Origin of the sequence: Burkholderia territorii (assembly GCF_001718335.1) — a bacterium.
Classification (GTDB): domain Bacteria; phylum Pseudomonadota; class Gammaproteobacteria; order Burkholderiales; family Burkholderiaceae; genus Burkholderia; species Burkholderia territorii.
In genome coordinates this window covers 2,865,298-2,879,207 of record NZ_CP013366.1, presented here as the reverse complement: position 1 = coordinate 2,879,207, position 13,910 = coordinate 2,865,298, and the positions used below count along the sequence as shown (strand labels likewise).

At 67.7% G+C, this 13,910-nt stretch carries 13 protein-coding genes; 6 read left to right on the top strand and 7 right to left on the bottom strand.

The features are described 5' to 3' along the window. The first annotated feature begins 220 nt into the window (after positions 1 to 220). Positions 221 to 1,048, top strand: a complete 828-nt coding sequence (locus WS51_RS23790; protein ID WP_059447828.1) for a ferritin-like domain-containing protein — start codon at positions 221 to 223, stop codon at positions 1,046 to 1,048. Between the two features lie 80 nt (positions 1,049 to 1,128). Next, the gene (locus WS51_RS23785; RefSeq protein ID WP_059545381.1) at positions 1,129 to 1,638 is read left to right on the top strand and encodes a hypothetical protein; all 510 of its coding nucleotides are present in this window, start codon (positions 1,129 to 1,131) and stop codon (positions 1,636 to 1,638) included. Here the strand turns inward: WS51_RS23785 and WS51_RS23780 are convergent. From WS51_RS23780 to WS51_RS23770, 3 genes are all read right to left on the bottom strand, one after another. Beyond that, positions 1,632 to 3,083 (bottom strand): DEAD/DEAH box helicase, encoded by a 1,452-nt coding sequence (locus WS51_RS23780; RefSeq protein WP_069229849.1) that lies wholly within the window; start codon positions 3,081 to 3,083, stop codon positions 1,632 to 1,634. The genes WS51_RS23785 and WS51_RS23780 overlap by 7 nt on opposite strands. 128 nt (positions 3,084 to 3,211) lie before the next feature. Further along, a complete protein-coding gene (locus WS51_RS23775) occupies positions 3,212 to 4,510 on the bottom strand; it encodes a c-type cytochrome (protein WP_059506813.1) in 1,299 nt (432 codons plus the stop codon). Between the two features lie 19 nt (positions 4,511 to 4,529). After that, positions 4,530 to 5,294 (bottom strand): c-type cytochrome, encoded by a 765-nt coding sequence (locus WS51_RS23770; RefSeq protein WP_059447825.1) that lies wholly within the window; start codon positions 5,292 to 5,294, stop codon positions 4,530 to 4,532. A gap of 377 nt (positions 5,295 to 5,671) precedes the next feature. Between WS51_RS23770 and WS51_RS23765 the strand changes: the two genes are divergently transcribed. Then, entirely contained in the window at positions 5,672 to 6,604 is a 933-nt protein-coding gene (locus WS51_RS23765) for a CopD family protein (RefSeq protein ID WP_069229848.1), read from the top strand. Between the two features lie 141 nt (positions 6,605 to 6,745). Here WS51_RS23765 and dgoD read toward each other — a convergent pair whose 3' ends face one another. Next, positions 6,746 to 7,894, bottom strand: a complete 1,149-nt coding sequence (dgoD, locus tag WS51_RS23760) for a galactonate dehydratase (RefSeq protein WP_059447823.1) — start codon at positions 7,892 to 7,894, stop codon at positions 6,746 to 6,748. A gap of 119 nt (positions 7,895 to 8,013) precedes the next feature. Here dgoD and WS51_RS23755 point away from each other — a divergent pair, with 119 nt between their 5' ends. After that, on the top strand, positions 8,014 to 8,733 hold the full coding sequence (locus tag WS51_RS23755; RefSeq protein ID WP_230944281.1) for a FadR/GntR family transcriptional regulator: 720 nt from the start codon (positions 8,014 to 8,016) through the stop codon (positions 8,731 to 8,733). 21 nt (positions 8,734 to 8,754) lie between these two features. Here the strand turns inward: WS51_RS23755 and WS51_RS23750 are convergent, their stop codons facing one another. Further along, entirely contained in the window at positions 8,755 to 9,000 is a 246-nt protein-coding gene (locus tag WS51_RS23750; RefSeq protein WP_059799465.1) for a DUF1272 domain-containing protein, read from the bottom strand. A gap of 140 nt (positions 9,001 to 9,140) precedes the next feature. After that, the gene (locus tag WS51_RS23745; protein WP_069229847.1) at positions 9,141 to 12,248 is read right to left on the bottom strand and encodes a biosynthetic peptidoglycan transglycosylase; all 3,108 of its coding nucleotides are present in this window, start codon (positions 12,246 to 12,248) and stop codon (positions 9,141 to 9,143) included. A 396-nt stretch (positions 12,249 to 12,644) separates the two neighbouring features. Here WS51_RS23745 and WS51_RS23740 point away from each other — a divergent pair, with 396 nt between their 5' ends. Both WS51_RS23740 and WS51_RS23735 read left to right on the top strand, forming a co-directional pair. Beyond that, a complete protein-coding gene (locus tag WS51_RS23740) occupies positions 12,645 to 13,037 on the top strand; it encodes an MAPEG family protein (RefSeq protein WP_059447820.1) in 393 nt (130 codons plus the stop codon). Between the two features lie 255 nt (positions 13,038 to 13,292). Further along, positions 13,293 to 13,577 carry a PAAR domain-containing protein gene (locus WS51_RS23735; RefSeq protein WP_059506811.1) on the top strand — a complete coding sequence of 95 codons (285 nt, stop codon included), beginning with the start codon at positions 13,293 to 13,295 and terminating at the stop codon, positions 13,575 to 13,577. A 9-nt stretch (positions 13,578 to 13,586) separates the two neighbouring features. On the opposite strand, the gene WS51_RS23730 is transcribed toward WS51_RS23735, so the two are convergent. Next, positions 13,587 to 13,898, bottom strand: coding sequence for a cupin domain-containing protein (locus WS51_RS23730; protein ID WP_059447818.1), 312 nt, complete (start codon positions 13,896 to 13,898; stop codon positions 13,587 to 13,589). Positions 13,899 to 13,910: the final 12 nt, after the last annotated feature.

The window sequence follows — 13,910 nt, the reverse complement described above, 5'->3', positions numbered from 1 at the left end:
CGAGCAACCCGTCTAACGAACCGCAACATGCGCGGCGGAACTGCGCCCGTCGGGTATGGTCAGTGCTTTGAAGCACGAACATAAAAGTCCGGCTAAGATGCCTGAATGGTTCGGCCGGACCAACTCACTAAAAACGCAAGCAAAACGTCGCCTGCGGGCGCGCCGGGCCTGTGCCGAAGATCGGGCCGGCCGGCCGCGCGACGACTGGGAGCGCACCACCATGCCTACTGAAACGACGCATGTCATGCCGTGGCGTATCGAGGACATCGACCTGAACCGGATCGATCGTCAGCGCGCCGCCGCGAACGAGGATCTGCTGCTGTTGCTGTGCGCGTCGTCGTTCATCGAGAGCGGCTCGGATCTCTACACGAGCAATCTGAGCGAGTTCTTCAACGACGATCCGGAAGTGTCCGCGTGGCTCAACAATGCATGGGAGCACGAGGAACTGCAGCACGGGCGCGCGCTGAAGGCGTACATCGCGCATGTATGGCCCGAGTTCGACTGGGATACCGCGTTCGCGAATTTCTTCGCCGAATATTCGAAGACGTGCTCGGTCGAAGCGTTCGAAAAGACCCGCGCGCTCGAGATGGTCGCGCGCTGCGTCGTCGAGACGGGCACCGCCACGCTCTATCGCGCGATCAACGAATGCTCGGACGAGCCCGTGCTGAAGGAAATCACCGACAACATCCGCACGGACGAAGTGCGTCACTACAAGCACTTCTTCAAGTTCTTCAAGAAGTACAACAAGCTCGAAGGCAACGGCCGGCTCGCGGTGCTCGGCGCGTTGATGCGCCGCGTGCTGGAAATCAAGAACGAGGATTCCGAGATCGCGCTGCGCCACGTGTTCGCGGTCCGCTACCCGGAGCGGGTCGGCGACGACCAATACAACCGCGAGCGCGCCGCGCGCATCAGCTCGCTCGTGCGGCGCAACCTGTCGGCCGACATGTGCGTGAAGATGCTGCTCAAACCGCTCGACCTTCCCGCGAAGATCCAGCCGAGCGTCCACTATCCGCTGACGAAGATTACGCGGCACGTGTTCATGCGCTGAGTGTCATCGGGTGCCACCGCGGGCCCGGCGGCGCGCGTATGCTTCGGCATCATCGTCCGCTTTTCACCGGGGCCGCCATCATGACCGATACCCATCGCCACGCGCTCGAACAATGGACGTTCGACGCGTGGCCGCCGGCCGTCGTTTCGCTGTTCGACGGCACGGCACTTGAACGCCATGCCGACTTCGCCGCATCGCTGATCGTCGCGACCGACGATGGCCAGTTGCGCACGACGCTGCTCAGCGTCGGCGAGATCCATGCACGCGACGCGCGCACGCTGCTGCTCGCGCTCTGGCCGCAATCGCGTGCGGCGCGCGCGCTGGCGCAACGGCGCACGGCCGCGTTGACGCTTGTCGCGGACGGCGCATTCTTTCAGGCACAACTAAGGATCGACCCGCTCGAAGGAGATTTCGGCGGGCTGGCCGGGTTCGCTGCGACGATCGCGCATGGCGATGCGCAGCGGGTCGGCTATGCGCGTCTCGCGACGGGTGTCACGTTCGCGCTGGAAGGGCAGGCGCGCGCCGAGGTGCTCGCGCGCTGGCAGCGCCAGGTCGAGCACCTGCGGCGCGCGGCCGCGCGGCTTCAGTGACCGCGCTGGCCGCTGCGCGACGAACGGTTGCGGTTCGCATGCGCGGCATTGCCGTTCGCGGGACGCGCGCCATTGCCGCCTGACGGGCGCGCACCGCCGCTGGCGTTGCCGCTCGCGCTGCCGCCCGTGCGCGGCTTGGCCGCCTTCGCGGCCTTCGGCTGCGCATTGCCGTCGCGCTTCGCGGCCGGCTGCCCGGAACCGCCCGCGCGCGGCTGGCGATTGCCGCCGCCGCCACCGCCGCCACCGTTGCCGCCACGCGGTTGCTGCCCGCGGCGTTGCTGGATCGGCTCGGGCTTCGCGTTCGGATCGGGTTCGAAGCCCGCGATCACTTCCTGCGGAATCTCGCGCTTGATCAGCCGCTCGATGTCGCGCAGCAGTTGCTTCTCGTCGACGCACACGAGCGACACGGCTTCGCCCGTCGCGCCCGCGCGGCCCGTGCGGCCGATCCGGTGCACGTAATCTTCCGGCACGTTCGGCAGGTCGAAGTTGACGACGTGCGGCAACTGGTCGATGTCGATCCCGCGCGCGGCGATGTCGGTCGCGACGAGCACCTGCAGCGTGCTGTTCTTGAATTCCGCGAGCGCGCGCGTGCGCGCCGACTGGCTCTTGTTGCCGTGGATCGCCATCGCGCTGATGCCGTCCTTCGTCAACTGTTCCGCGAGCCGGTTCGCGCCGTGCTTGGTGCGCGTGAACACGAGCACCTGGAACCAGTTGTGCTCGCGGATCAGATGCGTGAGCAGTTCGCGCTTGCGGTCGCGGTCGACCGGGTGGATCTTCTGCGCGACGGTCTCGGCGGTCGTGTTGCGGCGCGCGACCTCGATCAGTGCCGGCGAGTCGAGCAGGCTGTCGGCGAGCGACTTGATCTCGTCGGAGAAGGTGGCCGAGAACAGCAGGTTCTGGCGCTGCGGCGGCAGCTTCGCGAGCACGCGCTTGATGTCGTGGATGAAGCCCATGTCGAGCATCCGGTCGGCTTCGTCGAGCACGAGGATGTCGAGATCCGACAGGTCGATCGTCTTCTGCTGCATGTGGTCGAGCAGACGCCCGGGCGTCGCGACGACGATGTCGACGCCGCGCTTGAGCGCATCGATCTGCGGATTGATGCTGACGCCGCCGAACATCACGGTCGAGCGCAGCTTCAGGTATTTGCTGTACGCACGCACGCTTTCCTCGACCTGGGCGGCGAGTTCGCGCGTCGGCGTGAGGATCAGCGCGCGCACCGCGCGTTTCGCGCCGCGATGTTCGGCGTAGAACGTGTGCAGGCGCTGCAGGATCGGCAGCGTGAAGCCGGCGGTCTTGCCGGTGCCGGTCTGCGCGCCGGCGAGCAGGTCGCCGCCGCCGAGGACGGCGGGGATCGCCTGCTGCTGGATGGGAGTCGGCGACGTGTAGCCGAGCTCGTTGACCGCCTTGACCAGCGGTTCGGCCAGGCCGAGAGATTCGAAAGACATAGATACCACTCTTGAGTTTTATGATCGGCGACGCCTCGCGCGGCCCGCGCGGGGAACGGCGTCGCAAAAAGCAAAGGGGCGCGGCTGCGGTTTCCCGCAGCCGCGCCCCCGTTTGTGTCGCGCGTTATTTAGTCAAGCGGCGCGGAACGCAGGTCGCTCACCTGTTGCGGCGAGATCGGCGTACCGTTGTTGCCCCACGACATCCGGATATACGTGACGACCGCCGCGACTTCCTGGTTCGACAGCGACTGCGCGAACGGCGGCATCCCGTACGGACGCGGATTCTTGAACGTGCTCGGCGGATAGCCGCCGTTCAGGACCATGCGGATCGGGTTGACCGCCGATTCCATCACGATCGAATGGTTGCCCGCGAGCGGCGGATATGCCGGCGGCTTGCCCGCGCCGGTTTCGGCGTGGCAGGTCGCGCAGTTGTCCGCGTAGATCTTCTTGCCCTGATCGAACAGCGCGTTGCCGAATTGCTTCGACGGCTCGTACTGCATGTTTTTCGGCGCTTCAGCCTTCTGCGGGATCGACTTCAGGTACGTCGACATCGCGCGCGTATCCTCGTCGCTCATGTACTGCAGGCTGTTGTGCACGACGTCGGCCATCGGGCCGAACACCGCGCCCTTGTTCGACACGCCGGCTTGCAGCAGGTCCGACAGCTCCTGCACGTGCCAGTCGCCGAGGCCGAGTTCCTTGTCGTTCGTCAGCGACGGCGCATACCAGTTCTGCAGCGGAATCAGGCCGCCCGCGAAGGCTGCCGAATTCACCGGGCCGCCCATCATGTTGATCGACGTGTGGCACATCGAGCAGTGGCCGAGGCCTTCGACGAGGTACGCGCCGCGGTTCCATTCGACCGACTTGGTCGGATCCGGCTTGTATTCGCCTTCCTTGAAGAACAGCGTGCGCCAGCCGATCAGCAGGTTGCGGTTGTTGAACGGGAACTTCAGTTCGTGCGGACGGCTCGGCACCGATACCGGCGGGACCGAACGCAGGTACGCGTAGATCGCGTCCGAGTCGGCGCGCGTGACCTTCGTGTAGCTTGCGAACGGGAAGCCCGGGTAGAGCAGGCTGCCATCCTTCGAACGGCCGGTGTGCATCGCGCGGTAGAAGTCGTCCGACGTCCACTTGCCGATGCCGTCCTTGTCGTCCGGCGTGATGTTCGGCGTGTACATCGTGCCGAACGGCGTCGCCATCGGCAGGCCGCCCGCGAACGACTTGCCGCCGCGCACGGTGTGGCACGCGATACAGTCGCCGACGCGTGCGAGGTATTCGCCCTTCTTGATCAGCGCGGCCTGGTCGGCCGGCGTGGCCGCGACGGCGGCATTGCCGTGCAGCGTGTCGCTGGCCGGCCACAGGACCGGCACGAGGGCGGCAGCCGCGACGATCGCGACGGCCGAGAGTGCAAACAGGGACTTGCGTTTCATTGTGTCTGTCTCCCTTGCCTTATTGCGGTTCGCTGCCGCAGGCGAGCGGAGTCTTCATCGAACGCGCCGGGGCCGGCACGGGGTTGGCGGGCGCCGGTTGCGCGGCGAGCCATGCGGTCACGGCCGTCACGTCTTCGTCCGACAGCTTCGACGCGATTTCATGCATGCAATCCGGTGCCTTCGCGTGGCGGTTGCCCGAGCGCCATGCGCCGAGCTGTGCGCTCAGGTAGTCGGCGTGCAGGCCGACGAGGCCCGGGATTGCCGGCTGCATGCCGGTCAGCCCCGCGCCGTGGCAGGCCACGCAGGCCGGCAGCTTGCGCGACGGATCGCCTTGCGTGACGAGCTGCTTGCCGCGCGCGAGCGTGGCAGCCGGCAGCGTCGGCTTGGCCGGCGTCGGGTACGGCGGGCGCTCGGCCGAGAAGTGCTCGGCGATTTCCTTCAGGTAATCGTCGTTCAGGTACGTCAGCAGATAGTTCATCGGCGGGTACTTGCGCCGGCCGTCACGGAAGTTGACGAGCTGGTTGTACAGGTACTCGGCGGGCTTGCCGGCAAGCCGCGGGAAATAGTCGTTGTCCGTGCCCTGGCCGTGGACGCCGTGGCATGCGGTACAGCCGCGCACGCGCTCGGCCATCGTATCGGGTGCCTTGAGCGGCGCCTGCTGGGCGTGCGCTTGCTCCGTGGGCTTGGTCTGCGCTTGGGCAGCGCTCATAAGGCCCGCGCCACCGATCAGGAGAACGGCAAGCAACGGACGGAAGAGGCGTCTTGAAGACACACGAGACTCCATGTTTATTCGTCGGGGACCTGTCCGGGCTACGATCGGCTCGGCGCATGGACGGCAGGACAGCCGGGCTGCTGCGACGCGGCATTCTATCATCGATGGGTAATGACGGCTATTTGGCGAAAGGACATCGGTTCCTGTCTGTTTGCGACTTGCGACAATTTGACGCGCTTTGTGCGCCGATCGTGTGAACCGGCGTGCGCTTTGACCATCGAAGACCGTACACTCGCGGGTCGCGCGGCGCCGCCTCCGCCGCAGACCCAGTCATTTCCCACGTTTCCGGATTCATCGATGACGTTCCCTATCGTGCCGTTGCCATCTTTCCGCTGTCGTTCCACTTGCCGCCGCGCCGCGGGCCGGCCGTTCCCGGGAGGGCGCGCACGATGAGGATCGACAGCTTGTGGATCGGGCAGGTCGCGTTGGCGGCGCTGGTGGACGCGACGTTCGCGATGGCCGTCGGCTCGGCGTTGCTCAAGGCATGGCTCGGCAAGGACGGTGCGCGGCCGGTCGTCGCGCCGTCGCATCCTGCATGGCTGCGCGCGCAACATTCGCTGGTCGCGGCGGCGCTGGCGCTCGTGCTCGCCGATCTCGGCTGGCTGGTGTACGAAGCCGCATCGATGAGCGGTGCGGGGCTCGGCGGCGCGTTCGCCGCGATTCCCGTGATGCTCGCGCAGACGCACACGGGCTTCGCATGGAGCGTCGCGTTCGGCGGCGCCGTCGTGCTCGCGATCGTCGCGCTGGCAAAGCCGGAGGGCCCGGTCGCGCACGCGGTGCTGTGGCTCGCGGTGATCGTGATCGCGGCCGGCAAGGCATCGCTCGGCCATGCGGCCGACACCGGCCCGCTGTCCGCGGCGGTCGGCGTGCAGACGCTGCACCTGCTCGCCACCGCGGTGTGGGGCGGCCTCGTGCTCGCGGGCGGGCTCGCGGTGCTGCCGGTGCTCGGCTCGTCGGTCGCGCGCGGCGCGCTGATTCGGATCGGCCAGCAATTGTCGCGTACGTCGGTGATCGCGGTCGTGTTCGTGCTCGGCACGGGCGTGCTCAATGCGCTGCGCGGGCTCGGCGGCTCGCTCGCGCCGCTCGACGGCAGCACGTGGGGGCGCGTGCTTTTGCTCAAGCTGCTGCTCGTCGCGCTCGCGCTCGTGCTCGGCGGCCTGAACCGCTTCTCCGCGCTGCCGCGCCTGCGTCGCACCGCGTCGACCGAAGACGCGCACACGTTCCGCAACATCCTGCATCTCGAGGCGCTGACGATGATCGGCGTGTTCGTCGCGGCCGCGGTGCTGTCGTTCAGCGTGCCGGGGTTCGCCGCGCTCGGCTGACGGGCGGGCGGCGGCGCGGTGCCGGGCCGGTTGCCCGCGCGTCACGTGCCGCAGATGCGCGAACGGCCGCCTGTCGGGCGGCCGTCTCGAAGCCGTTGCGCGGCATGCGCGCCGCGCAACGCACTTCCCCTCACTTCCTCATCACCATTCGGCGACGCTGCCGTCCGCGTGACGCCACACCGGGTTGCGCCAGCGATGTCCCGTCTTCGCCATCTCGCGCACCTTCTCCTCGTTGACGTCGATGCCGAGCCCCGGGCCCTGCGGGATCGCGACGAAGCCGTCCTCGTAGCGGAACACCTCGGGGTTGCGCAGGTAGTCGAGCAGGTCGTTGCCCTGGTTGTAGTGGATGCCGAGGCTCTGTTCCTGGATGAACGCGTTGTAGCTGACCGCATCGAGCTGCAGGCACGCGGCCAGCGCGATCGGCCCGAGCGGGCAGTGCAATGCGAGCGCGACGTCGTAGCTTTCCGCGAGCGTCGCGATCTTGCGGCACTCCGTGATGCCGCCCGCGTGCGATGCATCGGGCTGGATGATGTCGACGTAGCCGCCCGCGAGGATGTGCTTGAAGTCCCAGCGCGAATAGAGCCGCTCGCCGAGCGCGATCGGCGTGTTGGTCTGGTTGACGATGTCGCGCAGCGCCTCGGCGTTCTCCGATAGCACCGGCTCCTCGATGAACATCAGCTTGTACGGATCGAGCTCCTTCGCGAGGACCTTCGCCATCGGCTTGTGCACGCGGCCGTGGAAGTCGACGCCGATACCGACGTGCGGGCCGACCGCGTCGCGCACCGCCGCGACGTTCGCGATCACCTGCTCGACCTTGTCGTAGGTGTCGACGATCTGCAGCTCCTCGGAGCCGTTCATCTTCACGGCCTTGAAGCCGCGCTCGACCACCGCGCGCGCGTTGTTCGCGACGTCGCTCGGCCGGTCGCCGCCGATCCACGAATACACCTTGATGCGCTCGCGCACCTGGCCGCCGAGCAGCGCGTGCACGGGCACGCCGTGATGCTTGCCCTTGATGTCCCACAACGCCTGGTCGACGCCCGCGATCGCGCTCATCGTGATCGGACCGCCGCGGTAGAAGCCGGCGCGGTACATCACCTGCCAGTGATCCTCGATCAGCAGCGGATCCTTGCCGACGAGGTAGTCGGCGAGTTCGTGCACCGCGGCCTCGACCGTGTGCGCGCGGCCCTCGACGACCGGTTCGCCCCAGCCGACGATCCCTTCGTCGGTTTCGATCTTGAGGAACAGCCAGCGCGGCGGGACGACGAAGGTTTCGAGGCGGGTGATTTTCATGTCGCGAGTCTCCAGGAGTGGCCGGCGCGGACGTGCGGATGCGGCGCCGGTCGAATACGTGACGGTTATCCTAGCGTAGCCCGATAAAAAATAGTATTAATAGCACTATTGTGCAGATAGTGGGCAGCCGCGGCGTTGCCCGTCACCGGAGAACGATCATTCAACGCGACCTGCATGGACAGACGGCCTTCCGGCTGGCGACGGCGATCCTGCGCGGCGACTATCCGCCCGAGTCGTTGCTGCCGCGCGAGCCGGACCTGATGGAGATGTTCGGCGTGAGCCGCACGGTGCTGCGCGAGGCGCTGCGCACGCTGACGTCGAAGGGGCTGGTCGAATCGCGGCCGAAGGTCGGCACGCGCGTGCGCCCGCGCCGCGCATGGAACCTGCTCGACGCCGACCTGCTCGACTGGTACGCGCGCGTCGCGCCGCCGCTCGCGTTCGCGCTGAAGCTGCAGGAGATGCGCGAGATGATCGAGCCGCATGCGGCCGCGCTGGCCGCGCGCACGCACGGGCCGGACGCCTTCGCCGCGATCGAGGACGCCGTGCGCGCGATGGCCGCCGCGCGCAACGTCGACGAATGGGTGCGCGCGGACCTGCGCTTTCACCTGAGCGTGCTGGAGGCCGGCGGCAACGAGCTGCTGGTGCCGCTCGGGGCGCTGATCGACCGCACGCTCGAGGCTCAGCTGCATCTGAACGCGCGTCGCGCGCATGTGTTCAATGCATCGCTCGCCGAGCACACGGCCGTCAGCGATGCGATCCGCGTGCGCGACGAGAACGGCGCGCGCCGCGCGATGGCGTCGCTGCTTGCCATCACGCGCGCGCGAATCGAGATGTCCTGACGGGAAGGGCGGTGCAGGCGGTCAGTGGTTCGCGCAGCCGCCCGGTTTCAGCACGCGTTGCGTCGACGCCGGATACTTCGCGAGCAGGCCCGCCGGGCGGCGCGGCCGCGCGACCAGATCGCCGCCGCAGTTCGGGCAGCGACCCTTCAGCACGTTGTCGGCGCAGCTCGCGCAGAACGTGCATTCGAAGGTGCAGATGCGTGCGTCGGGCGAATCGGGCGGCAGGTCCTTGTCGCAGCATTCGCAGCCGGGGCGCAGTTCGAGCATGGCGGTTTTCCTCTTGGTCGGAACGGATCGGAAGGGCGCTGCGGCACGATGCGCGCGGCGCGGTGCGCGTTACTGTACGCGCTTGGATCGTCCGCGCCAATGTGTGCGGCCGGAGCGTCGCCCGAGCGTGCGGGCTGCCGTCACGAAGGCTCGACCGGGGCGGCCTGCGGCGCCGGCGTTTCCGCCTGCGGCGCGGGGCCTGCCGTGCGCGTGCCGGCCGTGACGGGGCGCTCGATCAGCGGCGCGAGCGCCGGCGCCATCGACTTCAGCAACTGCACCGCCATCGCGCTTGTGAAGTCGTAGCGTGCCGCGTATGGCTCGTGCGCGGTCGCCGTCAGCACGCCGAAGAACCGGTCGCCCAGCACGAACACGAACGTGCCGCTGCGATTGACCTTGCGCGATTCGATCAACCGCGCGCCGCGCGCGTAGACGTTGAAGCGCTGGTCGCCCGTCCCGGTCTTGCCGTACACGTCGAGCGTCTTGCCGTCGGGCAGCGTGAAGCCGCCCGCGAGACGCCGTGCGGTGCCGTTGAGCACGACGTCGCGCAGCAGCGTGCGCGCGACGTTGACGATCTCGGGCGACAGCATCGGTTGCGGCTGCGCGGCGGCGCGCACGAAACGCGTTTCGTACGGCGTGCCTTTCGCGAAGTCGAGGCGCGTGATCGTCTCGGTCGGCGCCTTCTGGCCGCCGTTGGCGATCAGGCCGATCAGTTTCGCGAGCGCGTCGGGCTGGTCGCCCGACGCGCCGATCGCGGCCGCGTACGACGGCGTGACTTCCGCGAACGGGTAGCCGAGCGCACGCCACGCTTTCGTGATCTCCCCGTATGCGCGCAGCTCGACCATATGGCGAATGCGCCGGTCCTGGGTTGCGTGGTAGCGCGTCTTGTACAGCCACGAGTACGTGTAGAAGCGCGCGTCGCGGCTGTCGCGCTGAACGTCACCGAGCGGCGCGTCCGGATGCGCGCGCAGGTAGTTGAGCGTCCACAGCGCGAGCGGGTGGACGCTCGCGATATAGCCGCGATCGTTCAGGTTGAACCGTTCGATCGCATATTTCGCGTAGAGTGCGGCGAGATCGTCGTCCGACAGCGTCGCGGCCGGCGTGCCCTTCAGTTGCGCGCGCATCTGCGCACTGAACCACGCGAGCGATTCGTTCGGCGCGACGCTGCGCAGCACCGTCGCGATCTTCGGCGGCGACTTGCGCACGTCCTTCAGCATCAGCGCGAGCGCGTCGTCGGGTGCCTTGCCCGCATAGCGCGTGTAGTAGCGCTTCACGTAGACCTTGCTCTCGCCGTCGACGAACTGCTCGAGATAATGCTTGCGCTGCTCCGGATCGCCGAGCCACGACGACGACGGGCCGGCCGCCTGCAGCATCTCGTAATGGACGATGTCGCGCATCAGCCGCACGAACACGAGGTTGACCGAGTGCTCGAACGCCGCATGCAGCGTCAGGATGCGGCTGTTGTCCGACTTCTCGAAGTTGGAGAACACCTGCGCGCCGCCGCCCGTGTAGAACACGTCGGGGCTCGCCGAATACTTGCGTTCGACCGCCGCGTCGAGCATCGCCCGCAGCGAGCGATCGCGCGTATGCGACAGGTAATCGAGCGCCCAGCGCGACAGCCCGTCGATCGGATCGGGCTTCACCTTCGCGAGTTGCGCGTTCGACAGGTTGCCGTAGCGCGCATGCAGGTCGGAGACGATCTGCAGGTAGGTGATCAGCGTGCGCAGCTTCGCGGTCGAGCCGAGGTTGATGCGGCCGCCGCGGTTCACGTCGAACGGCTGGTTCACGCTGTCGGTCTGCACGCGCAGCATGTTTGCGCCGTTGCGGTGTTCGTACAGCGTGAAGCTGTACGTGAGATGCGACGGGTCGTCCTTCGGCGCGAGCATCTCGAAGCCATACAGGCCGGCGGCCTGCGCGCCGTCGCGGGTCGACGCCCGCGCGAGCCGTTCGGCGACCGCCTGCTGCACGCCGTTGTCGAGCGTGCTGGTGGCTTCCAGGTCCAGTTGGTCGAGCTGGTAGAGGTCGCTCATCCCGAGTGCCGACAGCAACGAAGCACGCGCGGACGACACGGCCTTGCGCGACACGAACGACTGCACGCGCGCGGCCGCCGGCGGCGCGCTGCGCTCGATCTGCGCGGCGAGCGCAGCATCGCGCAGCGCGGGCGAGATCACGCCGCCGTTCGACAGCAGCCGCAGGTAGCTGTCGGTCAGCTTCTGCAATGCCGGATAGCCGCGATTCAGGAAGTACGACGGCGCGCGCTGCGCGATGATCAGCGACAGCACCTCGCGGAAAGTCTTGCCCTGTTCGTCGACGTTGTCGCCGGTCGTCGGCGCGGACAGGATCCGGTTCACGTCGTTGAAGTCGCGGCCGTACCACGCGGCGAGACCGTCGCCGATGCCCGTGATTTCGCCTACGTGCGGCCGCGCGGCGAGCGGCACCGAGTTCAGGTAGCGCACCAGGATCGCGCGCCGCGCGAGCATCGTCTGCGGGCCGTTGAGATAAGCGAGCACCGACGCCGACGCAATCTGCCGCAGCTTCTCCGGCGGCGTCGCGGTGCGACCGTCGGGCGAGTGGCGGAACTTCTCGATCTGCGTGGCGAGCGTGCTGCCGCCCGGGCGCGCCTGGTGATGGTTGACGACGTGCAGCGCCTGGTCGGCGAGCGCGCGGCTGAAGCGGCCCCAGTCGATCGCCGGGTTGCGGTTCGGCTGGTTCGCGTCGAGCAGGTAGCGATCCTCGATGAACAACAGCGAATCCGCGACCACACGCGGCACCGTGTCGAAGTCGGCATAGACGCGCTGCGGGAACACGGTCGCGAACAGCGGCGAGCCGGTCGAGTCGAACAGCATCAGCCCGGCCTGGTCTTTCTCTTCGTAAGGCAGGAACAGGCCGTGATCGGCGAGCGACAGCATGCGTTGCGAATCGCGCGCCTGCTTGCCGACGACGAAGCCGCGCGCGAGCAGGCGCTGCTGGAACGCGGGAATCATCGAATAGCCGAGGCGCTGGTCGTACGGCCCGTTGGCAGGGAAGCGGATATGGTCGCTTGCGCCGGTCTCGACGGTGTAGCCGACGTCGCGCGTGAGCTCGGACAGGTAGTGCGCCTGCAGGCGCGACGTCTCGATCTCGGTCATCACGAGCCGCGCGAGGATCGCGATCGCGATCACCAGCGCGGCCAGCAAGGACCACTTGATCCACGTCCAGACCGAGGCACTCCCGGTCACGCGCGGCAGGATGCGATTCAGCGGCCGATTCATGGCGGCGTCTCCCTGAAGGCGCAGGCTCCAGCCGCACCTCATTAAGGATTAGTGTAGTCCTCCGCAGCGGGCTGCCAAGGGTGGTTCATTACCGAGATGCGTCGACGCAACGCGCATGCCTGTGACATGCGGCAAGCGGCGTTGCGGCGCGGTGCGCATGGCGTCTTGGCGTAACGTTTGCGCGTGCCGTTTGAGTCCCGGACACGACGGCCGCTGGCGGCGCCGGCGGTCCACGCACCGGCGTCGTGCATTGCCGTGTCGGGCGCAAAACGGGTCAGATCCGGCTGCGATCCACCGCCACATGAGGAAGCTGCGGGTTTCCGCGATAGCCGGCGGCTGCGGCTGCAGGTACGATCGCCGGATGTGCGGCGCACGTCCGCTTTCATCGGGGTTTCCATGTCGATCCATCCCGTCGCGCTCGTTTGTACGGCGGTCCTGGGATTGCTGCTGTTCGGGCTTGGCCTGGTCGTGTCCGTCACGCGCTTTCGGCACACCACCGGTTCCGGGTGTGCGTCCGATCCGACCGACGGGTTGCACAAGGTCGTGCGCGCGCACGGCAACACGGCCGAATACGCGCCGTTTCTCGCGGTGCTGTTTCTCTATTTCGGCGCGCACGACCCGTCGCGCGCGATCGTGTCGTTGATCGTCGCGGCAACCGCGTGCCGCTGTCTGCTCGTGATCGGGCTGCTCGCATGGCCGACGATGGGCAGGCCGAACCCGTTGCGCTTTATCGGCGCGCTCGGCACGTATCTGTGCGGCGCCGCGCTTTGCGTCGCGCTGTTCGTTTGAGCACGCCAGCCGACACGGTCGGGAACGCCTCCTTCATCCGCTCGCGTATCCGTCGACTTCCATGACGACCTTCGGCGCGCACGACACGGCGTCGGCGTGCAACGACAGCGCGAACGCCGCGCCGAACACCGTGCATTCGACGATCGGCCGCGCGGTGATATCCTCGCGAAACGCCCGCGACCGACGGGCGGATACCGACTGCCCGCGCACGGCCCGACGCCGTGTTGCGCGGCGTTTCCGAGGGAGAGCCGAACCATGAGCCGCAAATTCATCCTGAAGGGCGATACGACCGATCACGGCGGCGTCGTGCTCGACGGCATCGCCAATTCGTCATTCGACGGCCGCGAACTCGCGTATCTCGGTGCGCCGGTGTTCTGCGCCGCATGCAAGAGCCAGGGCGTGATCGTGTCCGACGGCGGCGAGCGGACGATGACCGTGATGGGCAAGGTCGTCGCGCTCGAACACGACCTGTGCCAATGCCTGTGCACGCCGCAGCCGAAGCTGATCCCGTCGCAGGGCACGGGCACCATCTCGGGCTGACGCCCGTCGTCAGTCGCTGCCTTCGGTCTCGATCACGAGGATGCGCGCTTCGCCGAGCGGGTGCGCGACGTGTTCGGTGCCGATCGTCGCGTGGAATACGTCTCCCGTTTCGAGCACCGTCGCGTGCTCGATGCCTGCCGAGCGGTAGCGCATCTCGACGCGGCCGTCGAGCACCGCGAAAACTTCCTCGCCATCGTTCACGTGCCACCTGTATGGCCGATCGGTCCAGTGCAGGCGGACCGTGATGCCGTTCAGGTTCGCGATGTCGAGCGCGCCCCACGGGCGTTGCGCGGTGAATGCGGTGCTGCGGATGATCTTCATCGGTCGATCTCG

Bases quoted from the DNA above. Each gene is read 5' to 3' on its own strand.
- WS51_RS23730 (WP_059447818.1), bottom strand. From the start codon at position 13,898: ATGAAGATCATCCGCAGCACCGCATTCACCGCGCAACGCCCGTGGGGC.
- WS51_RS23780 (WP_069229849.1), bottom strand. From the start codon at position 3,083: ATGTCTTTCGAATCTCTCGGCCTGGCCGAACCGCTGGTCAAGGCGGTC.
- WS51_RS23765 (WP_069229848.1), top strand. From the start codon at position 5,672: ATGAGGATCGACAGCTTGTGGATCGGGCAGGTCGCGTTGGCGGCGCTG.
- WS51_RS23750 (WP_059799465.1), bottom strand. From the start codon at position 9,000: ATGCTCGAACTGCGCCCCGGCTGCGAATGCTGCGACAAGGACCTGCCG.
- WS51_RS23790 (WP_059447828.1), top strand. From the start codon at position 221: ATGCCTACTGAAACGACGCATGTCATGCCGTGGCGTATCGAGGACATC.
- dgoD (WP_059447823.1), bottom strand. From the start codon at position 7,894: ATGAAAATCACCCGCCTCGAAACCTTCGTCGTCCCGCCGCGCTGGCTG.
- WS51_RS23735 (WP_059506811.1), top strand. From the start codon at position 13,293: ATGAGCCGCAAATTCATCCTGAAGGGCGATACGACCGATCACGGCGGC.
- WS51_RS23770 (WP_059447825.1), bottom strand. From the start codon at position 5,294: ATGGAGTCTCGTGTGTCTTCAAGACGCCTCTTCCGTCCGTTGCTTGCC.
- WS51_RS23785 (WP_059545381.1), top strand. From the start codon at position 1,129: ATGACCGATACCCATCGCCACGCGCTCGAACAATGGACGTTCGACGCG.
- WS51_RS23775 (WP_059506813.1), bottom strand. From the start codon at position 4,510: ATGAAACGCAAGTCCCTGTTTGCACTCTCGGCCGTCGCGATCGTCGCG.
- WS51_RS23740 (WP_059447820.1), top strand. From the start codon at position 12,645: ATGTCGATCCATCCCGTCGCGCTCGTTTGTACGGCGGTCCTGGGATTG.
- WS51_RS23745 (WP_069229847.1), bottom strand. From the start codon at position 12,248: ATGAATCGGCCGCTGAATCGCATCCTGCCGCGCGTGACCGGGAGTGCC.